Source organism: Roseateles sp. DB2 (assembly GCF_051857535.1).
Classification (GTDB): domain Bacteria; phylum Pseudomonadota; class Gammaproteobacteria; order Burkholderiales; family Burkholderiaceae_C; genus Roseateles_B.
Window position 1 is genome coordinate 67,073 of record NZ_JBPZGY010000010.1, and the last position, 21,677, is coordinate 88,749.

Below are 21,677 nucleotides of genomic sequence, written 5' to 3' on the forward strand. Positions count from 1 at the left end.
AGGCTGACGCCCTCGCCACGGCCCCTTAGAATCCGCCACGATGCAATTCATCGTCCGGCTCTTCTGGGCCTTCATCTTCTTCGCCCTGTTTTCCTTCGCGCTGAACAACAGCCAGGAGGTGGCCGTGCATTGGTTCTTCGGCCACGCCTGGCACTCGCCTTTGGTCATCGTGGTACTGCTGAGCTTTGGCCTGGGCTGTGCCTTCGGCGTGCTGGCCATGGTGCCCGCCTGGTGGCGTCACCGTCGCGCCGCCACGCGCCAGATCGAAGCGCAGCAGAGCACGCAGGCAACACCTGACCCCCTGGCCAATCCGGGCGTACACGATGGGCTTTGAACTCAGTGCCCTGCTCATCGCCCTGCCCCTGGTCTTTGCCGTAGGCTGGCTGGCCTCCAAGCTGGACTCGCGCCAGTGGAAGCGCGAGCAGCGCGACGCGCCCAAGGCCTACTTCAAGGGACTGAACCTGCTGCTCAACGAACAGCAGGACAAGGCCATCGACGCCTTCATCGAGGCAGTGCAGGCGGACCCCGACACCTCCGAGCTGCATTTCGCCCTGGGCAATCTCTTCCGCCGCCGCGGCGAGTATGAGCGCGCCGTGCGCGTGCACCAGCACCTGCTGCAGCGCGGAGATCTCCCCAAGTCCGAGCGCGACCGCGCCCAGCATGCACTGGCCCAGGACTTCTTCAAGGCCGGCCTCTTCGACCGTGCCGAGGAAGCATTTGCCGCCCTGCGCGGCACGCGCTTCGAGAGCGAGGCCGAGCTGGCCCTGCTTTCGCTCTATGAACGCTCGCGCGAATGGCGCAAGGCCGCCGAGGTGGCGCGCCATCTGGAGCAAGGCGGCACCGGGTCCTTTGCTTCCCGCATTGCGCACTACCTCTGCGAGCAGGCGCTGGAAGCCCAGGCCCGCAATCAGGACACCGAGGCCCACGCCCTCCTGGCCGAGGCCCGCAAGGCCTCGCCTCAGTCGGCCCGAGCCCATGTATTGGCCGGCCAGCTGCTGAGCCGCCGCGAGCAGCCCGAGCAGGCCATGGCCGCCTATGCCGAGCTGCTGGCGGCCAATCCGGAAGCCTTCAACCTCGTGGCGCGCGACTACGCCCAGGCCGCCCTCCAGACCGGCAAGCAGGCCGAGGCCCTGGGCGCCCTGCAGGCGCAGTACCAGCGCCATCCCAGCATGCACCTGCTGCTGGCCCTGGCCCTGCTGGAGCCCGAGGGCGAAGCCCAGCGCCATCGCCTGCGCCAGCACCTGCAGGCGGAGCCGGCCCTGTCGGCCGCGCGCGCCTTGCTCGTGCAATCGCAGTCGCGCCTCAGCGAAGAGGAAGCCCCGCTGGTTGCAGCCGCCCTGGACAAGGCCGTGCGCCCCCTGCAGCGATACCGCTGCGCCGCCTGCGGCTTCGAAGCCCAGCACTATTTCTGGCAGTGTCCCGGTTGCCTCAACTGGGACACCTACCCACCTCGCCACGTCGAGGAACTCTGATGAGCCCATCCCAAGCCGCGAGCGATCGCATCATCCTGTGCATGAAGTGGGGCACGAAGTACGGCCCCGAGTACGTGAACCGCCTCTATGGCATGGTGGCGCGGCATCTGCGCGGCCCGTTCAAGTTCGTCTGCCTCACCGACCGCAGCGAGGGTATCCGCCCGAAAGTGCAGTGCCTGCCCATCCCCGAGCTGAAACTGCCGGTGGGCATCCCTGAGCGAGGCTGGACCAAGCTCACCACCTTCGAGGCCGACCTGCACGGCCTGCAGGGCACCGCCCTGTTCCTGGACCTGGACGTAGTGATCGTCGATGACATCACGCCCTTCTTCGAGGTGCCGGGCGAGTTCCTGATCATCCACGACTGGAAGCGCCCCTGGCGCATCACCGGCAACTCCTCGGTCTACCGCTTCAAGCTGGGCGCCCATGCCGATGTGCTGGCCAAATTCCGGCGCGAGCACGAGGCCATCCGCGCCAAATTCCGCAACGAGCAGGCCTACCTCTCCGACGAGATCCACCAGCAGGGCAAGCTGCAGTACTGGGATGCCGCCTGGTGCGCCAGCTACAAGTACCACTGCATCCCGACCTGGCCCAGCAACTACTGGAAGCCTCCCCACATTCCCCAGGGTGCGCGCATTCTTATCTTCCATGGCGTGATGAACCCGCCCGACGCCCTGGCCGGCCGCAGCAACGGCAATTGGCGCAAGGCCAGACCCGCCCCCTGGATCGCCGAGCACTGGCGCGAATGAGCCTCCTAGCCTGGCTGGCCCTACTGCCGCTGCTCCTGCTGGCGCTGCTGGGCTGGGAGTTGCTGCGGCTGCTGCGAGCGCAGGCTCCGGCCCAGATCCGCAGCAGGCAGCTGGGAACGGCCGCGCCCTTGTCGGGCGGGGCCCGAATTCCCCGCCTGATCTGGAGCTACTGGAACAGCGAATCCCTGCCTCCGCTGATCCAAGCTTGCGCTGACAACTGGCGGGCCCAGGCGCCCGACCACGAGCTGCGCTTCCTGACGCCAGGCACCGTGCGGCAATGGCTGCCCGCCGGCACGGACCTGAGTCTGCTCGACAGGCTGCCGCCTTTCCGGCAGGCGGACTGGCTGCGCCTGCAACTGCTGCAGACCCATGGCGGGCTGTGGATCGATGCGTCCACCCTGCTAACACGCAACCTGGATTGGGTGCATCAACAGCAGGCCGGCACCGGAGCCGAGTTCGTCGGCTTCTACATCGACCGCCTCAGCAATCGCCCCGAGCTGCCCCTGGTCGAGAACTGGTTCATGGCGGCCGTTCCGGGCAGCCGCTTCGTGGCCGAGCTCAATGCCGAGTTCGTCCGCGCCCTGGCCATGGGCGAGGCGGCCTATCTGCAGACCCTGCGCGACGCCGGACGTTTTGAGCGGGTGATCCAGGCCATAGACCCCAGCCTGCACGAGTACCTGGTCATGCACGCGGCCGCCTCCTCGCTGCTGGATGCCGACGCCAGCCACTACCGCCTGGCCCTGCAGCGCGCCGAGGACAGCGCCTTCGCCCTGCAGCAGGCCCTGGCCTGGAAGAAGCGGCATCTGTACGTCCGGCTGGCGCTGATGGGGGAGCCCCGGCGCGTGCCGGCACTCGTGAAGCTGCGCGGCAATGATCGCCGCACGCTGGAGTCCCAACTGCGCAAGCGCCCGCTGCGCCCGGGCAGCCTTCTGGCCCGCTACCTCCCCACCCTGCCCCGACAGCTGAACTGACCCCGACATGAGCGCTGCCCCCGCCCCCTGGCTGAGCCTTCTGGTGCCGGTCTACAACGTCGCCGAATGGCTCCCTGCCTGCCTGGACTCCATTGGCAGCCAGGACCTGAGCGGCGTCCAGCTGCTGCTGATGGACGACAGCGCCACCGACGCCTCGCCGGCCCTGGCGCAGGACTGGCTGCAGCGCCATCCCGAGCTGGACGCCCGTCTGCTGCGCCATGAACACAACCAGGGCCTCAGCGCTGCACGCAACCATCTCCTGGAGGCCGCGCGGGGCGACTACGTCTGGTTCCTGGACTCCGACGACGTGCTCACCCCCGGCGCCATCGCCTCGCTCCGGCGAACGCTCGACCGCCAGCTGGTGGATCTGGTGCTGTGCGACTTCGCCTATTTGCGCGCGCGGCCCAAGCTGAAGCACCGCCTGCGCGGCGAGCAGCACGTCCGCACCTTCGCCGGGCCCTCGAACTCACCTCTCACTGACACCCCTGGCCTGCTGACCGGCCTGCTTGAGCTGGGCTATCTGCACAGCTGGAGCAAGGTCGCCCGCCGCTCACTTTGGAGCGACGACCTGCGCTTCCCCGTCGGCCATACCTTCGAGGACATGGCAACCACGCCGGACCTCGCGATGCGCGCCCTCAGCTATATCCATGTGCCGGAAGTCTGGATCGGCTATCGGCAGCGCGCCGGCAGCATCCTGGCAGGCGCCTCGCTGAACAAGACCGATGACATGATGCGGGCGCTGCATGACCTGCCGCAGCGGCTGCACCCTTACAGCGAGTTGGAGGCCGGCGTGCGCTTCGCCGCCTCCCATTTCGCGGCACGCAGTTTCATCGGCGCCGTCCGTTTTGCGAACCGCCAGAGCGATGCCGTGCGGATGGGGCACTACCGCCAGGCCTTCCTCGCCGCGCTGTGCATGCCCCTGGATGAACTGATGGCCCAGTACCTGTGGCGTGGATGGTGGTGGCGGGCGCTGCGTCTACGTCACTGGCTGGGGCGCAGCGCAGCGACGCCAATGCCCGGCTGACGAGCCCCGGAGCCCTTGATGGGCCAGGAGGCCCCCTGTAAACGGCCCGCAGCCGCGGCCCGCTGAGCCTTCAGATCGAGGCCAGCAGCGCCTGGTAGCGCAGGCGCATCAGGTCCAGGCCATGAGCCTGCAAGGCCTGCTTGCGGGCCGCCTCGGAGAGCTGCTGGCCGAGACCGGGCTCGCTGAACACGCGTTCCAGCGCCATGGCCAGCGAAGCCGGGTCGGACTCCGGCACCAGCAGGCCCGTGCGCCCGTGCTCGATCACGCCCTCCACGCCGGGCACGTCCGACGCAATGCAGGCACAGCCCGCCGCCATGGCCTCTACCAAGGCCAGTGGCATGCCCTCCCAGTGCGTGGACAGCACGAAGACTGCGGAATTCATCAGCAGCTTGGGCATCTCGGCATGGTGGCCCAGGAACTGCACCTGCTTCTGCAGGCCCATGCGATGCACCTCAGCCTCGCAATCCTTGCGGTAGCTGTCCTTGCCCGCACCAGCCAGCAGCAGGGGCAGCTTGAGCCCGCGCTGGTTGAGGATGGCCAGCGCGCGGATCAGGGTCTTCTGGTCCTTCTGGCGGGCGAAGCGGGCCGACATGACGATGCAGGCCTGCCGCTCCGCGAAGCCGCGGATCTTCGCCTCGGGGAATTTGGAGAGATCAATGCCGTTGGGAATGGCATAGCTGCGATCCTCCGGGAAGCCCAGCTCCACCAGGCGCCGCCGCACGCCTTCCGACACGCCAATGAAGCGCGCCGTGTGCTTGGCCAACCAGCGGGATTGCATCAGGCGCCAGCGGCTGTAGCGCTCACGGGTGTTGTGCTCCACATGCACCAGCGTAGGCACGCCGGCCAGCCAGCCAGCCAGCCGGCCCCAGATGTGGTCGCTGAAGCCATGGGCCACCAGCACGTCCGGTTTCAACTGCTTGCAAAGCCGATAAAGTGACCAGACCGTCAGCAAATGAGACCAGCCTGGCACCACATGGACATCCAGCCCCCGGTCCTGCAGATCCTGCAGGCGGTGGGCATCGGTGTTGCGTTTGCGGCGCAGCACCAGCACGGCTCGCATGCCACTGCCAGGTGACTTGGCGGCATTGCAAAGATCGACGGCAACCTGCGTCGCCCCCGAGAAGCCGCCAGTGACGAAGTGCATCACCACCTGCCCCTGGATGGGCAGGGACCGGGTGAAGGGCTTGGATGGGGAGATGGAAGCATCCGACATGCGAACAGTATAGGCAGGGGCGTCAAGCGGAATCGATCGGTATTCGCAGCGACAATGCAAGCACATGCAAGCAAGCCCGCCCTCAGACCCCCAAGCCTCAGACCCCCAAGCCTTGGACGCGCAGCCCCTGGCGTCCCCGCCCCTGCCGGCGGTCACGTCAACGCCGGGCCTGCGCCAGACCGCACGCCGGCTGCTGCCCTTCTTCTGGCCCCAGCGCTGGGGCCTGGTCTTCACCATGGTGGCGTATCTCGGGGCCGCCGCCACCGAACCGATGATCCCGGCCTTGATCCAGAAGGTCTTCGGGGAAGGATTCCGCGCCGATGCCTTTGCCGTTTGGTGGGTGCCCGTGGTGCTGATCGGCCTGTTCGTGCTGCGCGGGGTCTTCAGCTTCCTGGGCCAATACCTGCTCAACTGGACCAGCTCGCGCACCGTGATGCGCCTGCGCCTGGCCCTGGTGGATGCCCTGCTGCAGGCCGATGCAGCCGTCTACACCAGCTTGCAGCCGGGTGTGGCCGTGTCCAAGGCCGTCAATGATCCGCAGCAGATCATGGAGCGGCTCTCCACCAGCGTGATCACCCTGCTGCGTGATGGCCTGCCGGCCCTGGCCATGCTGGGCTACCTCTTCTACCTGAACTGGCAGCTGACCCTTCTCTCCATGGTGACCACGCCGGTGATGGGTTTGGTGGTGAGCAAGGTCAACAAGCGGGTGCGCGCCATGGGCAGCGCGGCCTACGACGCACAGCTGAGCCTGGTCGGCAAGGTCGAGGACATCAGCCGCGCCTGGCGCGTGGTGCGCAGCTTCGATGCCGCCGAGCACGAGCGCCAGCGCTTCGAGCAGTTGGCCCGCGAGGCCCAGCGCGCGGCACTCAAGACGGCGGCAGCCAATGCCTCGGCCCAGCCGCTGTCGCAATTCGTGGCCAGCATCGGGCTCTCGGTCATCGTCAGCCTGGCCTTGCTGCAGGCCCGCGGCGCGCACACGGGCGTGGGCGAGTTCAGCGCCTTCATCACCGCCCTGTTGCTGCTGACCTCGCGGCTGCGCCATCTCACGGAAGTCAGCCAGCCCATCATCAACGGCCTGGTGGTGGCTCAGGGCTGCCTGCAGCTGTTGGACACGCCTCGCGAGCTGGACAGCGGCAGCGCGACCTTCGAGCATTGCCAGGGCGAGCTTCGCCTGGAAGCCGTCACCCTGCGCTACCCCAATGCCGACAAGCCGGCCCTGGATGCACTGGAGCTCCACATCCCCAGCGGCCGGACCACGGCCCTGGTGGGATCCTCCGGTGCGGGCAAGAGTTCGGTGATTCAGCTGCTGCTGGGCTTTGCCCGGCCGCAGGGCGGTCGCATCCTGCTGGATGGCGGGGACATCGCCGTGCACACCCGCGCCAGCCTGCGACGGCAGTTTGCGGTGGTATCGCAGGACATCGTGCTCTTCGACGGCAGCATCGCCGACAACATCGCCTATGCCCAGTCCCGCGACGACGCCCGCCTGGAGCAGGTGCTGCGCGCAGCGCACCTGTGGGACTTCGTCAGCCAGCAGCCGCAAGGCCTGGACAGCCCGGTGGGGGCCAACGGCAGCCTGCTCTCCGGCGGCCAGCGACAGCGCCTGGCCATCGCCCGGGCCCTGTACAAGGAAGCGCCGATCTGGGTCTTCGACGAAGCCACCTCGGCCCTGGACACCGAGAGCGAACGTGCCGTGCAGCAGGCCCTGGAGCAGTGGCAGGGCAAGAAGACGCTCATCGTGATCGCCCACCGCCTCTCCACCATCCGCCATGCCGACTGCATCCATGTGATGAGCCAGGGCCGCGTGATCGAGAGCGGCACGCACGAGGCCTTGCTGGCCCGGGAAGGCGTTTATGCCGGCATGGTGCGCGCCCAGCACTGAGCGACCGGGCAGAGTCCGGCGTCGGCTCCTGGGCGCCGGAGCTGGACTGGCTCTGTGCGTGGCCTGGACTGCAGCGGGCGGGCAAGACCTGACCCCAACACCGCTCGATCTGAACCGGGCCAGCCGTGCCGAGCTGGAGTCCCTGCCCGGCCTGGGCCCTTCCCTGGTAGGGCGGATGCTGGCCGCCCGTGAGCAGGCCCCCTTCCAGGACTGGCAAGACCTGGCACGGCGCGTGAAGGGCATGGGGCCCAGGATGATGGACCGCCTGTCGGCGGCAGGTCTGCGTATCCAGGGGCAGGCGTTGGGGCTCGCCGCGCAGGACCGACTCAGGCCAGCGTCGTCGCCCCGGCCTTGACGGGCGGCTCGCGCTCGCCGCGGCGCATTCTCGCCGGATCGGGCCGACTACCGTGCGCCGGCCAGCCGAAGAAACGCAGCACATCGCCACGCCTCGCCAGCGTGTCTGCCATGCCCAGGTTGATCAGGTCCATGGTGAAGGACGGCTCGAAGAGCAGGTAGCTGGTCAGTGCCGAGCCGGTCGCGCCCTTGCCCTCGCCGGACACGCCCACGCTGCGCAGCATGGCGCGGATGGGCGGCGGCAGGCTGCCCTGGTGCTCGGCCGCGAGGTCGTCAAGACGACGGCTGGGCGCGATCACCAGCACGTCGATGGGGCGAAGCGGCGTACCCTCGCGCGCGGCGGGCGGCAGCAGGGACAGGGTCTTGTTGATGCGCTGCAGCCGCTCCACATCCACCGCCAGGGCGTCCAGAAAGATGTTGGACAGCGCATGCCCCGCAATCTGTGCCATGGACGGGTGACCTTCCACCAACGTCACCCGACGGCCCGGCGGCTCGTGCATGCGGCCCGCACCGATGACCAGCACGCGCTCGGCGCCCAGATGCACCGCTGGCGAGACCGGCGCGCTCTGGCGCATGGAGCCGTCGCCGAACCATTCCAACTGGCCGTCGAGTTCCAACTGCTGAGCCGGGAAGATGAAGGGAATGGCCGAGGAGGCCAGCAGGTGCTCGATGCCCAGCTTGGCGCGCACGGCGATGCGCTGCGAGCGCAGCCAGGGTTGGTAGGGCTTGTGGGTCTGGTAGAAGGTGACGTGCTGGCCCGATGTGTAGCTGGAGCCGCTGATGGCCAGGGCTTCGAGGTGCTCGCTGTCCAGCATGGCATCCAGCCGGTCGAAGCGGATCCAGCGCTGCAGCAGGTGGGACAGCGGGTCGTTGTCCAGCAGGCTGCGCGGCTTGCTGCGGCGCCAGCGGGCCAGGGCCCAGCCCAGGCTCATCATGGTCATCCAGCGTGCGCCGGTGCGGATCACGCCCAGCGAGTCGGCCGCGTAGACCTGCTCCACATGGATGTTGCGCCAGATGTGGACGAGGCCATCGACGGCCGCATCGAACTCATCGGCCTGGCAGGCCAGCGTGGCCGCATTGATGGCACCGGCCGAGGTGCCAGCGATGACCGGAAAAGGGTTGGGGCCCTGCACGCCCGCGTCGCGCCGCAGCTGCGCGATCGCGGCCAGCACTCCGACCTGATAGGCCGCACGCGCACCGCCCCCGGTGAGGATGAGCCCGGTGCAGGGCATGTGGGCAGTCGCGCTCAAGAAAGCACCTCCGCGAGGCGGGTCCGCAAAAGACACGCCGGGAATACGCCCGGCGCCCCTGCTAAGCCGATCATCGCAGCAAGCCTGCCCGGCTCGGCGAAAAAGAATACCGCGGAATACCCCCAGTCCCGGGGACAGTGGCCTGCGGGCCTCCAGACCTGCGTATCAGTTCAGCGGCAGCCCCCGCTGCGCGCTGAAGGCCTCACTCGTAGCTGATCTGCGCGGGTTCCCCCTTGGGCCCGGCAAACTTCGCAAGGGCCTCGTCGCAAGGCCAGAACTTGCCGGCATCGCCCAGTTCCAGCTCCGCCACCGCGCCTTCGCGCTGCAGACTCAGGCGCAGGCTCAGCCCGTGCGTGAGCCTGCCCTGCTCCGTCTCGACCACCTTGGGGGGCCAGGTCTTGACCACCTCCTGCACCGGCGGCACCGCACCGTTCACCGCCAGGCGAAGGAACTTGCCGAAGCGGGCGCGGGCGCCGGCCAGGTCCCAGACGGCCTGGATGTTCATGCGCAGGCCGCCGGAGAAACGGTCGTTCTGGACCTTGCCGGAAACGATGATGAGCTCGTCATCGGCCAGGATGCCCTTGGCACTGTTGATCAGCTCCTCGTTGGCCACGGACTCGATCACATCGGTCTTGTCGTCCAGCTTGAAGATGGCGACCTTGCCACGGTTGCCGTTGATGATGCGCATGTCGGACACGATGCCCGCCACCAGCACCGGCTCGCGGCTGTCCTGCAGGTCGGCGATGCGCCGGCGCACCATGCGGCGCACTTCCTCGCCGGACTGGTCGAAGAGATGGCCGGAGAGGTAGTAGCCGATGGCCGTCTTCTCCAGGCTCAGCTTCTCCTTGATGCTCCAGGGGGGCACGTTGACCAGGTCCGGCTCGGCGGTGGAAGAGCCGTGGGTGTCGTCGAAGTCGAAGAGCCCGCCCTGGTCGGCATTGGCTGCCAGGTTCTCGCCATAGGTGTAGCCCAGGGCCACGCTGGCCAGCAGGCGGGCGCGGTCGGCCTCCAGGGTGTCGAAGGCACCGGCCTTGATCAGGGCCTCCACCACGCGCTTGTTGACGGCCTTGCGGTCCACGCGGGCGCAGAAGTCGAAGAAGCTCTTGAAGGGACCGCCTTCCTTGCGCGCACGCAGGATGGCCTCGATGGCGCCCTGACCCGTGCCCTTGACGGCGCCGAGGCCGTAGTTGACGAGCTTGTCGTGGATGGGCTCGAAGCGGTAGACGCCGCGGTTGACACAGGGCGGCTGGAACTCGATGCCGAACAGCTTGGCGTCCTCCAGCAGGACCTTGAGCTTGTCGGTGTCGTCCATTTCAATGGTCATGTTCGCGGCGAAGAACTCCGCCGTGAAATGCACCTTGAGCCAGCCCGTGTGATAGGCCAGCAGGGAGTAGGCGGCCGCGTGCGACTTGTTGAAGCCGTAGCCTGCGAACTTCTCCATCAGGTCGAAGACTTCGTCGGCCTTGACCTGGTCGATGCCCTTCTCCGCCGCGCCCTTTCGGAACAGGTCGCGGTGCATGGCCATTTCCTCGGCCTTCTTCTTGCCCATGGCCCGGCGCAGCATGTCGGCGCCGCCGAGGCTGTAACCGCCCAGCACCTGGGCCGTCTGCATCACCTGTTCCTGGTAGACCATGATGCCGTAGGTCTCGGCCAGCACGGGCTCGGTCAGCGGGTGCGGGTACTCCACCGTTTCCTTGCCGTGCTTGCGCGCGACGAAGGTGGGGATCAGGTCCATGGGGCCCGGGCGATACAGCGCGTTCAGGGCAATGAGGTCTTCCAGGCGGGAGGGCTTGGCGTCTCGCAGCATGCCCTGCATGCCGCGGGATTCAAACTGGAACACCGATTCCGTGAGGCCATCGGAGAACAGCTTGTAGACCTTCTTGTCGTCCAGCGGGATGGTCTCGAAGGCGAAGTCCTTCTGGTCCGGGTGCCGGGCCACGATGAACTCCTTGGCCAGCTCCAGGATGGTCAGCGTGGCCAGGCCCAAAAAGTCGAACTTCACCAGGCCAATGGCCTCGACGTCGTCCTTGTCGTACATGCTCACCGCGCTCGTGGAGCCCGGCTGCTGGTACATGGGGCAGAAGTCGGTGATCTTGCCCGGGGCGATCAGCACGCCCCCGGCATGCATGCCGATGTTGCGCACCATGCCCTCGACGCGCGCTGCGAGCTTCAGCAGCTCGGCCACTTCCTCTTCCTGCTGCTCGCGCTCCTCGATCTCCGGCGCCTCGTGGCGGGCGTAGATGACCTTGGACTTCTCGGGGTCGAAGTCCGGCGGAATCTTGGCCAGCGTCACCGTCTTGCCCGGCGGAGCGGGGATCAGCTTGGCGATGGAGTCCACGTGGCCGAAGCCCATGCCCAGCACCCGGCCGATGTCGCGCAGCGCGGCCTTGGCGGCCATGGTGCCGAAGGTAGCAATTTGGCTCACCGCGGGACGGCCGTACTTGTCCTTGACGTACTCGATGACGCGGTCGCGGTTGCCCTGGCAGAAGTCGATGTCAAAGTCAGGCATCGAGACCCGCTCGGGGTTCAGGAAGCGCTCGAACAGCAGGTTGTACTGCAGCGGGTCGAGGTCGGTGATCAGCAGCACGTAGGCGACGAGCGAGCCGGCACCCGAGCCCCGGCCTGGGCCCACGGGGCAGCCGTTCTGCTTGGCCCAGCGGATGAAGTCACCCACGATGAGGAAGTAGCCCGGGAAGCCCATCTTGATGATGGTCTCCAGCTCGAACTCCAGGCGCTCGACATAGCGCGGGCGCTGGGCCTCGCGCTTGGCCTCGTCCGGAAAGAGCTGCTTCAGGCGCGCATCCAGGCCTTCGTAGCTGAGTTCCCGGAAGTAGCGGTCCATGGGCATGGGCTGGCCATCGTCCAGGATGGGCGTGGGGAAGTTGGGCAGCTGCGGCTTGCCCAGCACCAGGGACAGGCTGCAGCGGCGGGCGATCTCCACGGTATTGGCCAGGGCCGTGGGGATGTCGGCGAAGAGCGCCTCCATGTCGGCCTGCGGACGGAAGTACTGGCCCGGCAGGAAGCGCTTGACGCGCTTGGGGTTGGCCAGGGTCTCACCGTCGGCGATGCAGACGCGGGCCTCGTGGGCGTCGTAGTCCTCCTCGGTCAGGAACTGCACCGGGTGAGTGGCCACCACGGGCAGGCCCAGCTCGGCGGCCAAGGGCACGGAGGCCGCCACCACGGCTTCCTGGCCCGGCAGGCCGGCGCGCTGCAACTCCAGGTAGAAGCGGTTCGGGTAGATGGCGGAGAGCTTGCCGGCCCAGTCTCGCGCCCGGGCCTGGTCACCGACCAAAAGCGCCTGCCCAATGGCACCCATCTGTGCGCCGGAGAGACAGATCAGGCCCTCATTGAGCTCCTGCATCCACTCCGGCTTCAGGCAGGCCTGGGTGCGCTGCACGCCCTGGATCCAGGCCCGCGACAGCAACTCGGACAGGTTCAGGTAGCCCTTCTTGTTCTGCACCAGCAGCAGCAGGCGGTGCGGCGGCTTGTCAGCCACTTCGGCCTCGACCCAGCAGTCCGCGCCCAGGATGGGCTTGACACCCTTCTTGCGGCAGGCGTTGTAGTGCTTGACCGCACCGAACATATTGGCGAGGTCGGTGACGGCCAGGGCCACCTGGCCATCCTTGGCAGCGGCGGCGGCGGCATCGTCGATCAGCAGGGTGCCATCGACGACGGAGAACTCGGTGTGGGTGCGCAGGTGAACAAAAGCCATGCCGGATTGTAGAGAGCCGCGCGAGCCGCCCGGGCGCATACGACCCGCCCGCAAGACTGCTGACAAATGCTGTCACCAGCGCCACCTAGCATGGCGGCAGCTCCAACGAGGGAGCCCCAACCACCCGGCGACGCCGTCATTGAGCAACGCCACACACCCAGGAAAATTGCATGAACCTCAGCCCCAGCCTCCAGATCCTTTTCGTGGATCAGCCCGAGCGCAGCGCAGCCTTCTACAGCGAGCATTTCGGCGCCCGCGTGCTGGAGTCGTCCCCCACCTTCGCGATGCTGGCCCTGGGCGACAGCGCCCGCCTGGGCCTGTGGTCCCGCCATACGGCCGAGCCCGGCCCGACGGCGGCTGGCGGTGGCACCGAGCTGGCTTTCGCCCAGCCCGACCGCGGTGCCGTGGACAGCCTGCACGCCGCCTGGACCGCCGCCGGCATCCCCATGGCCCAGGCGCCAGTGGCCATGGACTTCGGCTACACCTTCGTCGCGACAGACCCTGACGGCCATCGTCTGCGCGTCTTTCACCCCGAAGGCAACTGAGCCCTGAATGGCAGGGCGCGCGGGGCGGCTGGTGGGCGCTCAGCGCCCTGCCAGGAGGAACTCAGGGATCATGCGGGGACGCCACAACCGGCGGCCTGCCGTATGCTGCGCCGCCACCCCTGCTGACGCCGAGACTCCCCATGCAAGAACGCCGCCCCTCTCACCGCACCCTGGCCCTGGCGCTCTGCGCCTGTGCCGGCCTGCTGACGCCCACCCTGGCCCTTGCGCAGGCCGCAGCCCCGGCCCCAGCGGCCTCCCAGCCAGCGTCCGCCAAGCCGGCCGGTCCAGCCCCCGGCAAGAAGCCCTCCAGCGCCGACATCCTGGCTGCCTCCAAACCCACAGACTGGCGCACCGTGGACCCTGAGCTGGCCCTCCAGATGGAGCTGCCCGCCGGCAAGGTCATCATCGAGCTGGCCAGTGCCTTCGCGCCGGTCCATGCGGCCAACATCGTCAAGCTGACCCGTGCCGGCTACTTCGACGGCCTTGCCGTCATCCGATCCCAGGAAAACTACGTCACGCAGTGGGGCGACGCCGAAGAGGACGACGCCAAGGCCCGCAGGAAGCCGGACACCCTGGCCAAGGCGCCGGTCGAGTTCTCCCGCCCGCTCAAGGGCCTGAAGCTCAGCGCCCTGCCCGAGCGCGATACCTGGGCCGCCAAGGTCGGCTTCGTGGACGGCTGGCCGGTGGCGGTGGACCCAAAGAAAGGCCGCGCCTGGCTCACCCACTGCAACAGCATCGTGGGCGCCGCCCGCGGCAACGAACCTGACTCCAGCGACGGCAGCGGCCTCTACGCCATCATCGGCCACGCCCCACGCGCCCTGGACCTCAACATCACCACCGTGGGCCGCGTGCTGCAAGGCATGGACAAGCTCAGCAGCCTGCCCCGGGGCACCGGCGCCCTGGGCTTCTACGAGAAGGCCGAGGAGCGCACGCCCATCACCCGTGTCCGCGTGCTGGCCGACATTCCCGAGGCCGAGCGCCCGCGCCTGCAGGTGCTGCGCACCGACACCGCCACCTGGCAAGCCTGGCTCAACAGCCGGCGCTTCCGAGGCGGCGGCTGGTTCGTGCATGAGCCGTCCAAGGTGGAACTGTGCGGCGCGCTGCCCCCGGTGCGCAGCGCGCCCTGAGCCTTCACATGGACCGTAGAACGGCCCTGGGCCTGTTGGTTGCGCTCGACCCGCTGTCAGCCCTTGCGCAAGACCTGACCCCGGCACGCCCCCTGCCCTGGCGGCTGCGCAGCCGCTTCTGGATGAACCTGCACCATGTGCTGGCCGAGCTCGTGCAGGCGGACAGCGAGCTGGCCGCATGGCGCCAGCCGCAGGGGTGGTCCGACGCCGAAGGCCGGGCCTGGCAGGCCGCGCAGCACCGCTACCGCGAGGCCTTTGCCGAGGCCGACATTCCTTTCGACGAGCGCTTCCAGGCCCTGCGCCTGGCTTTGCTGGGGATCGCCGATGCTCAGCCCCTGCCGACACTGGCGCCAGCGCTGCATCCCTTCGGCCAGGCGCTGGAGGAGGCGGCAGGGCCCTATCGCCGCCATCTGTGGAGCGGCCATGCAGTGCTCAACGAGGCCTGGATCCAGCAAGCGCAGCCCTTGCTCAACAGGCATGGCCTGTTGCTGCGCGAGCGCCTGGAGGCCGTGCTCCAGCCTGCCCTGCCTGAGTACATCCCCGTGGACGTGGTGGCCTACGCAGCCAACTTTTCCGGCGCCTACACCCATCCAGGCCCAGCCCACACCATCATGCCCAGCACCCGCAAGAGCTACCAAGGGGCCGCCAGCCTGGAGATGCTGTTCCACGAGGCCTGCCACACAGGCATGGACAGCCGGCTGATCAGCGACATCAATGCCCTGCTTGCCCCACGCGGACTGAGGGACCAGCGAGGTCTCTGGCACGCCACGCAGTTCTTCACCGTCGGTCACCTCGCCCAGCGCGTGCTGGCCGAGGCCGGCCGAGCCTACGTGCCCTACGGCCAGCGCTGGCGCGTGCTGCAACGCGCCTGGCCCTTCGCCATCGCCCCGCTGGAGGCGCACTGGCTGCCTTATCTCGAAGGCCGGAATTCCCGGGATGAGGCCCTTGCAGCGCTGGTCGAGGCCAGCTATCCCGCATGAGGACCCGCCAGGCCGGCCCCTGCGAGGCCACGGCCTAGAATCCGGCGCCATGTCGTCCGCCGCGCCCATTCTCAATATCTCCTGCTACCTCTTCGTCGGCCTGCCCGATGCGGCCGCGCTGCGCGAACGCCTGCACGCCGAGGCCCTGGCCCGCGGGCTCAAGGGCACGGTGCTGCTGGCCGAGGAAGGCATCAACCTCTTCCTGGCCGGCTCCCCCGAAGGCGTGCGAGGCTGGGTGGACCTGCTCAAGGCCGATGCACGCTTTGCGGCCCTGGCGCCCAAGGAAAGCTGGAGCCAGTCCATCCCCTTCCGCAAGCTGCTGGTGAAGGTCAAGCCCGAGATCATCCGCATGAACATGCCCGCGATCCGGCCCGATCAGCTACCGCGGGCGCCCGCCCTGCCAGCCGTCACCTTGCGCCGCTGGCTGGATCAGGGCCATGACGATGAAGGCCGCCCTGTCGTGACCCTGGACACCCGCAACGCCTTCGAGGTGGACTACGGCAGCTTTGACGGCGCCATCGACTGGCGCATCAGCAAGTTCACCGAGTTTCCCGCCGCGCTGGCTGCCCGCAAGGACGAGCTGAAGGGCAAGACCGTGGTGAGCTTCTGCACCGGCGGCATCCGCTGTGAGAAGGCGGCCATCGTGCTGCAGCAGCAAGGGCTGGACGGGCCCGTCTACCAGCTCGAAGGCGGCATCCTGAAGTACTTCGAGGAGACCGACGGCGCGCACTATCACGGCAGCTGCTTCGTCTTCGACCAGCGCGAGGCCCTGGACGCCGGGCTGGCGCCCTCCTCCGAAATCAAGCCGGCAGGCAAGGCCTGACCCCATGAAGACCCTGGGCGCCTGGCTGCTGCGTGGACTGGGGCTGCTGATCCTGCTGCTGGCCGTGTCCGCCGCGGCCTTCAAGGCGCCCGAACGCTCGCTGGAGTCTCTGGTCGCACGCTGGGCGCCGCCCCCCTCCGATTTCATCGAGCTGCCCTGGCAGGGCCGGCGCCAGCTCGTGCATCTGCGAGACCAGGGCCCGCGCGGCCCGGAGGCGCCCCTGGTGCTGCTGCACGGCACCTCGGCCAGCCTGCACACCTGGGAGCCCTGGGTGCGGGCGCTGAGCCAGCAGCGTCGCGTCATCACCCTGGACCTTCCCGGCTTCGGCCTCACAGGGCCCAGCGTACTGGGCGACTACCGCGACGCCAGCTATGTCGACTTCCTGCACGCCCTGCTGACCCACCTGAAGCTGGAGCGCGTGGTCCTGGGGGGCAATTCCCTGGGCGGGCAGATCGCCTGGGAGTACGCCGCCCAGCATGGCGAGCGCGTCCAGGCCCTGGTGCTGGTGGATGCCGGCGGCCTGGCGTTCGAGTCCGAATCCGTGCCCCTGGCCTTCCGCGTGGCACGCCTGCCCGGCCTGCGCAAGATGGCCTCGCAGCTGCTGCCCCGCCAGATGGTGGAGCGCAGTGTGCGCAATGTCTTCGGCGATCCCGCCCGCGTCAGCGAAGCCCTGGTGGACCGCTACTTCGAGCTGACCCTGCGCGAAGGCAACCGTGCGGCCCTGGTGCAACGATTTGAGCAACTGGAGCCCGGGCGTTATGCGAACATGCTGTCCCAGATCCGACAGCCGACGCTCATCCTCTGGGGCGGGCGCGACCGCCTGATCCCGCTGACCTATGGCAGGCAGCTGAAACAAAGCATTGCAAATAGCAGGCTGGTGGTCTTTGATACCCTGGGGCATGTGCCGCAGGAGGAAGACCCGCAGCAGACGCTTGTGCCGGTGCAGGACTTCCTGCACTCGCTCAAACCCTGATGCCAGTGCTGTCTGCGGCCATGCAAGATCGAGTTTTTCTAACCCAGCCTCGCAAGACGAGCAGGAGACCCCATGAAGAAACGCCATCTGATCGCACTGGCCGCCATGGCCACCCTGGGCTTCAGCGCCATCAGCGCCTCGGCCCAGGCCCCCGATTGGAAGAAGATCCGCATCGGCGTCGAGGGCGCCTACCCTCCGTTCTCGGAAGTCGGTGCTGACGGCAAGCTCAAGGGCTTCGAGATCGACCTGGCCATGGCCCTGTGCGCCGAGATGAAGGCCGAGTGCACCTTGGTGCAGCAGGACTTCGACGGCCTCATCCCCGCCCTGCAGGCCAAGAAGATCGACGCCATCATCGCCTCCATGTCCATCACGGACGAGCGCAAGAAGGCCATCGCCTTTTCCAACCCCTACTACAACACCCCGGCCCGCTTCGCCGCCAAGGCCGACGCCAAGTTCGACTTCAGCCCCGCCGGACTGAAGGGCAAGAAGATCGGCGTGCAGCGCGCCACCATCCACGAGAAGTTCGTGGCCGAGACCTTCAAGCAGAGCAACATCGTGCGCTACGCCACCCAGGACCAGGCCTTCCTGGACCTGAAGTCCGGCCGCATCGATCTGACCATCGCCGACCTGGTGGCCGTGGACCAGGGCTTCCTGAAGACCCCGGCCGGCAAGGGCTTCGCCTTCCAGGGCCCCAGCTATGACGACGTGAAGTACTTCGGCATCGGCTCCGGCGTAGGCATGCGCAAGGCAGACGAGAAGTCCCTGGCCAAGAAGTTCAACGACGCCATCGCCGCCGTCAAGGCCAATGGCACCTTCAAGAAGCTGAACGACAAGTACTTCGAGTACGACATCTCGGCCAAGTAAGGCCGGAACGGGGCCTGGGGCCCCAGGGTCCGGATGCGCAGATAATGCGCCCGGACCTCGATTTCCAGGAGGCGCCCGCCGTGATCCCCGGGGGCGCCTCGGTTTTTCTATCTGCAGCAGTTCCAGCGATGTTCTTGCACGGTTTCCTGCCCAGCCTGCTCCAAGGCTCGGTGATCACGCTCAGCGTGGCCCTCGCCTCCATGGCCCTGGCCATGGTGCTGGGCCTGCTCGGTGCCATGGCCAAGCTGTCCCGCTGGCGCTGGGCCAAGACCCTGGCCTACATCTACACCACCCTGATTCGCGGCGTGCCGGACCTGGTGCTGATGCTGCTGATCTTCTTCGGCGGGCAGGTGGCGGTGAACTCGATTGCCCAGTCCTTGGGCCACGAGGACTACATCGACATCGACCCCTATGTGGCCGGCGTGCTGACCATCGGCTTCATCTTTGGCGCCTACCTCACCGAGGCCTTCCGCGGCGCCTTCCTGGCCGTGCCGCCCGGGCAGCGCGAGGCGGGCCTGGCCTATGGCATGTCGTCGGCGCAGATCGCCTGGCGCATCACCTTCCCGCAGATGTTCCGCCACGTGCTCCCCGGGCTCTCCAACAATTGGCTGGTGCTGATCAAGAGCACGGCCATTGTCTCCGTGATCGGCCTGCATGACCTGATGACCCGCGGCTCGCAGGCCGCCGGCACCACGCGCGAACCCTTCGTGTTCTACGCCGCGGTGGCGGTGATCTACCTGGGCTTCACTACGCTCTCCGAGCTGCTGTTCAACTGGCTGCAGAAGCGCCTGTCGATCGGCGTGCGTCAGAGCCATTTCTGAGCGGAGCGCCTCATGAACTTCGAAGCCATCCTCGAGAACTGGCCCCACTACCTCGAAGGCGCCTGGGTCACGCTGCAGTTGCTGGCCATCTCCCTGGTCCTGGGCCTGAGCGCCGCCATCCCCCTGGCCGTGCTGCGGGTGAGCCGCAGGAAGTGGATCTCGGGCCCGGTCTGGTTCTACACCTACGTCTTCCGCGGCACGCCCATGCTGGTGCAGCTCTTCCTCATCTACTACGGCCTGGGCCAGTTCGAGTGGATGCAGCAGAGCTGGGCCTGGACGTACTTCAGTTCCGCCTGGTTCTGCGCCTGCCTGAGCTTCGTGCTCAACACCTGTGCCTACACGGTGGAGATCATCGCGGGTTCCATCCGCGCCCTCCCGGCCGGCGAAGTCGAGGCCGCGCGTGCCCTGGGCATGAGCCCCTGGGTGATGTTCCGCCGCATCGTGCTGCCCTCGGCCCTGCGCCGTGCTCTGCCGGCCTACAGCAACGAAGCCATCTTCATGCTGCATGGCACCTCGCTGGCCAGCATCGTGACCCTGATGGACCTTACCGGCGTGGCCCGGGAAGTGAACTCGACCTACTACATCCCCTTCGAGGCCTTCATCACCGCCGCAGTCTTCTACTTCCTGATGACGCTCACCCTGGTCGGCCTCTTCCACAAGGCCGAGGCCCGCTGGCTCAAGCCCCTGATGCCGCGCTGACCCTGCGCTGAACGCCGGGCGCGCCCGTGGCGCGCTCCGCTGGAGCCCTCACCATGCAGATCCAGACCCATTCCCTTCTCTCTCCCGCCCCGGGCACTCAGCGCGAGCTGGTCTCCCTGCACTATGGCCAGCCCGGCGCCGGGCCCAAGGTCTACATCCAGGCCTCGCTGCACGCCGACGAACTGCCCGGCATGCTGACCGCCTGGCACCTGCGCCGCCACCTCGATGCGCTGGACGCCGCCGGCCAGGTCAAGGGCGAAATCGTGCTCGTGCCCATGGCCAACCCCGTCGGCCTCTCGCAATGGCTTCTTCAGGGCCATCTGGGGCGTTTTGAGCTGCTCTCGGGCGAGAACTTCAACCGCCACTACCCTGACCAGATCGAGGCCGCGGCGCGCGCCGCCGAACCCGAGCTGGGCCCGGATCCTGCCCGCAACGTGGCAGTGCTGCGCCGCGAGCTGAAGAAGGCAGTGCTGGCCCAGCCCGTGGACACCGAGCTGCAAAGCCTGCGCCGCACCCTGATGGGCCTGTCCTGCGATGCCGATGTGGTGCTAGACCTGCACTGCGACGCCCAGGCCGTGCTGCACCTCTACTGCGAGACGCCTGCGGCCGAGCTGTGCGACCCCCTCGCCCGCTTCCTGGGCTCGCGCGTCACCCTGCTGGCCACGGACTCGGGCGACAACCCCTTCGATGAAGCCTGCTCGCAGGTGTGGTGGAAGTGGCAGCGGCATTTCGGCGATCGCTTCCCCCTGCCTCAGGCCTGCCTGTCGGTCACCGTGGAGCTGCGCGGCCAGCAGGACGTGGAGCATGCGCTGGCCGGACAGGACGCCGCCAACATCATCGACTACCTGCGCTGGCGGGGTGTCCTGGCCGGCGAGGCCAAGCCCGTGCCGCCTGCCCAGGGCGATGCCCGCCCGCTGGCAGGCTCCATGCCCATCAAGACGCCCGTGGGCGGTGTACTGACCTTCCTGAGGCAGCCCGGCGAGGAGGTCCGCGAGGGCGATGTGCTGGCTCACGTGATCGACCCCGTGACCGCCGAGCTGACCGAGCTCAAGAGCCCGGTGGACGGTCTTCTCTTTGCGCGGGACAACCTGCGCTTCGTCACCGCTGGTGCACGCATCGCCAAGGTGGCCGGATTGAATGCATTGCGCAGCGGCAAGCTGCTGGGAGCCTGACGAGATGAGTGCCAGCCTGAAAGTCGAGAACCTGCACAAGCGCTACGGCGATCGCGAGGTGCTCAAGGGCGTTTCGCTGACGGCCAACAAGGGCGACGTCATCACGCTGATCGGCTCCAGCGGCTCCGGCAAGAGCACCTTCCTGCGTTGCCTGAACCTGCTGGAGCAACCCTTCGAGGGCCAGCTGTGGCTGCATGACGAGGAACTGAAGCTGGTGCGTGACCGTGACGGCAGCCTCAAGGCGGCCGACGCGAAGCAGCTTCAGCACTGGCGCTCGCGCCTGGCCATGGTGTTCCAGAACTTCAATCTATGGGCTCACCGCACCGTGATCGAGAACGTCATCGAGGCGCCGGTGCATGTGCTGGGCGTGCCCAAGGCCCAGGCCCTGGAGAAGGCCGAGGCCCTGCTGGCCCGTGTAGGGGTGGCGCATCGCAAGGACGTCTATCCGGCCCAGCTGTCGGGCGGCGAGCAGCAGCGGGTGGCCATTGCACGCGCCCTGGCGGTCGAGCCAGAGGTGATGCTCTTCGACGAACCCACCTCGGCCCTCGACCCCGAGCTGGTGGGCGAAGTCCTGAAGGTGATGCGGGACTTGGCCGCCGAAGGCCGCACCATGATCGTCGTGACCCACGAGATGGGCTTTGCCCGCGAGGTGTCCAATCACACCCTGTTCCTGCACCAGGGCCGTGTGGAGGAACAGGGGCACCCCAAGGAGATCCTCGTCAATCCGCAATGCGAGCGGCTCAAGGCCTTCCTCAGTGGTGGATTGAAGTAGCCCCCCCCTACCGGCTGCGCCGGCCCCCCCAGGGGGGCGAGCCCGTAGGACCGGCGGAGCCGGATCCTCGGGCTCCGTGCAGGGCAAAACGGGACCTTGGACGGGTCCCGTTTTGCCTTCTGGGAGTGGCGTGTGTTCGACGGACAGATCGCCCGCGGGCTTGCGCCGTCGGAACCACGGGGGCAGATCATCGGGCCCCGTGCGGGGCAAAACGGAACCTTGGACGGGTCCCGTTTTGCTTTCTGAGAGTGGCGTGCTTTCGGCGGACGGATCGCCCGCG

Annotated in this window: 20 protein-coding genes; 17 read left to right on the forward strand and 3 right to left on the reverse strand. The window is 67.8% G+C overall.

From position 1 onward, the window contains the following. Positions 1-40: 40 nt before the first annotated feature. The 5 genes from ACS5PK_RS15605 to ACS5PK_RS15625 are packed head-to-tail and all read left to right on the forward strand — an operon-like array spanning position 41 to position 4,213. A complete protein-coding gene (locus tag ACS5PK_RS15605; protein WP_439441178.1) occupies positions 41-334 on the forward strand; it encodes a LapA family protein in 294 nt (97 codons plus the stop codon). After that, entirely contained in the window at positions 324-1,472 is a 1,149-nt protein-coding gene (lapB, locus tag ACS5PK_RS15610; protein ID WP_439441179.1) for a lipopolysaccharide assembly protein LapB, read from the forward strand. Before ACS5PK_RS15605 ends, lapB begins: the two co-directional genes overlap by 11 nt. After that, positions 1,472-2,218, forward strand: coding sequence for a glycosyltransferase (locus ACS5PK_RS15615; RefSeq protein ID WP_439441180.1), 747 nt, complete (start codon positions 1,472-1,474; stop codon positions 2,216-2,218). Before lapB ends, ACS5PK_RS15615 begins: the two co-directional genes overlap by 1 nt. After that, complete coding sequence (locus ACS5PK_RS15620) at positions 2,215-3,189, forward strand: glycosyltransferase family 32 protein (RefSeq protein ID WP_439441181.1); 975 nt, start codon at positions 2,215-2,217, stop codon at positions 3,187-3,189. Before ACS5PK_RS15615 ends, ACS5PK_RS15620 begins: the two co-directional genes overlap by 4 nt. A gap of 7 nt (positions 3,190-3,196) precedes the next feature. Then, the gene (locus ACS5PK_RS15625; protein ID WP_439441182.1) at positions 3,197-4,213 is read left to right on the forward strand and encodes a glycosyltransferase family 2 protein; all 1,017 of its coding nucleotides are present in this window, start codon (positions 3,197-3,199) and stop codon (positions 4,211-4,213) included. A gap of 70 nt (positions 4,214-4,283) precedes the next feature. On the opposite strand, the gene ACS5PK_RS15630 is transcribed toward ACS5PK_RS15625, so the two are convergent. Continuing rightward, entirely contained in the window at positions 4,284-5,426 is a 1,143-nt protein-coding gene (locus tag ACS5PK_RS15630; RefSeq protein WP_439441183.1) for a glycosyltransferase, read from the reverse strand. Positions 5,427-5,538: 112 nt separating this feature from the next. Between ACS5PK_RS15630 and msbA the strand changes: the two genes are divergently transcribed. Continuing rightward, positions 5,539-7,305, forward strand: a complete 1,767-nt coding sequence (gene msbA, locus ACS5PK_RS15635; RefSeq protein ID WP_439441184.1) for a lipid A export permease/ATP-binding protein MsbA — start codon at positions 5,539-5,541, stop codon at positions 7,303-7,305. A gap of 58 nt (positions 7,306-7,363) precedes the next feature. Further along, positions 7,364-7,660: a ComEA family DNA-binding protein gene (locus tag ACS5PK_RS15640; RefSeq protein ID WP_439441185.1), complete on the forward strand. Its 297-nt coding sequence runs from the start codon at positions 7,364-7,366 to the stop codon at positions 7,658-7,660. On the opposite strand, the gene ACS5PK_RS15645 is transcribed toward ACS5PK_RS15640, so the two are convergent. Continuing rightward, positions 7,632-8,891 carry a patatin-like phospholipase family protein gene (locus ACS5PK_RS15645; protein ID WP_439441260.1) on the reverse strand — a complete coding sequence of 420 codons (1,260 nt, stop codon included), beginning with the start codon at positions 8,889-8,891 and terminating at the stop codon, positions 7,632-7,634. The two genes, ACS5PK_RS15640 and ACS5PK_RS15645, sit on opposite strands and share 29 nt — an antisense overlap. A gap of 220 nt (positions 8,892-9,111) precedes the next feature. Further along, positions 9,112-12,621: a DNA polymerase III subunit alpha gene (gene dnaE, locus ACS5PK_RS15650; protein WP_439441186.1), complete on the reverse strand. Its 3,510-nt coding sequence runs from the start codon at positions 12,619-12,621 to the stop codon at positions 9,112-9,114. A 170-nt stretch (positions 12,622-12,791) separates the two neighbouring features. Here dnaE and ACS5PK_RS15655 point away from each other — a divergent pair, with 170 nt between their 5' ends. The 10 genes from ACS5PK_RS15655 (at position 12,792) to ACS5PK_RS15700 (ending at position 21,397) form a co-directional block, all read left to right on the forward strand. Continuing rightward, entirely contained in the window at positions 12,792-13,166 is a 375-nt protein-coding gene (locus ACS5PK_RS15655; protein WP_439441187.1) for a VOC family protein, read from the forward strand. A 140-nt stretch (positions 13,167-13,306) separates the two neighbouring features. Next, on the forward strand, positions 13,307-14,293 hold the full coding sequence (locus ACS5PK_RS15660; protein ID WP_439441188.1) for a peptidylprolyl isomerase: 987 nt from the start codon (positions 13,307-13,309) through the stop codon (positions 14,291-14,293). A gap of 8 nt (positions 14,294-14,301) precedes the next feature. Further along, on the forward strand, positions 14,302-15,273 hold the full coding sequence (locus ACS5PK_RS15665) for a hypothetical protein (protein ID WP_439441189.1): 972 nt from the start codon (positions 14,302-14,304) through the stop codon (positions 15,271-15,273). Between the two features lie 49 nt (positions 15,274-15,322). After that, a complete protein-coding gene (locus tag ACS5PK_RS15670) occupies positions 15,323-16,096 on the forward strand; it encodes a sulfurtransferase (protein ID WP_439441190.1) in 774 nt (257 codons plus the stop codon). 4 nt (positions 16,097-16,100) lie between these two features. After that, the gene (locus tag ACS5PK_RS15675) at positions 16,101-17,069 is read left to right on the forward strand and encodes an alpha/beta fold hydrolase (RefSeq protein ID WP_439441191.1); all 969 of its coding nucleotides are present in this window, start codon (positions 16,101-16,103) and stop codon (positions 17,067-17,069) included. 72 nt (positions 17,070-17,141) lie between these two features. Beyond that, on the forward strand, positions 17,142-17,933 hold the full coding sequence (locus tag ACS5PK_RS15680; protein ID WP_439441192.1) for an ABC transporter substrate-binding protein: 792 nt from the start codon (positions 17,142-17,144) through the stop codon (positions 17,931-17,933). 128 nt (positions 17,934-18,061) lie between these two features. After that, on the forward strand, positions 18,062-18,754 hold the full coding sequence (locus ACS5PK_RS15685; protein ID WP_439441193.1) for an ABC transporter permease: 693 nt from the start codon (positions 18,062-18,064) through the stop codon (positions 18,752-18,754). A gap of 12 nt (positions 18,755-18,766) precedes the next feature. Beyond that, positions 18,767-19,453 carry an ABC transporter permease gene (locus tag ACS5PK_RS15690; RefSeq protein WP_439441194.1) on the forward strand — a complete coding sequence of 229 codons (687 nt, stop codon included), beginning with the start codon at positions 18,767-18,769 and terminating at the stop codon, positions 19,451-19,453. Between the two features lie 53 nt (positions 19,454-19,506). Continuing rightward, positions 19,507-20,625 carry a succinylglutamate desuccinylase/aspartoacylase family protein gene (locus tag ACS5PK_RS15695; protein WP_439441195.1) on the forward strand — a complete coding sequence of 373 codons (1,119 nt, stop codon included), beginning with the start codon at positions 19,507-19,509 and terminating at the stop codon, positions 20,623-20,625. A 4-nt stretch (positions 20,626-20,629) separates the two neighbouring features. After that, positions 20,630-21,397 carry an ABC transporter ATP-binding protein gene (locus ACS5PK_RS15700; RefSeq protein ID WP_439441196.1) on the forward strand — a complete coding sequence of 256 codons (768 nt, stop codon included), beginning with the start codon at positions 20,630-20,632 and terminating at the stop codon, positions 21,395-21,397. The last annotated feature ends 280 nt before the right edge of the window (positions 21,398-21,677 follow it).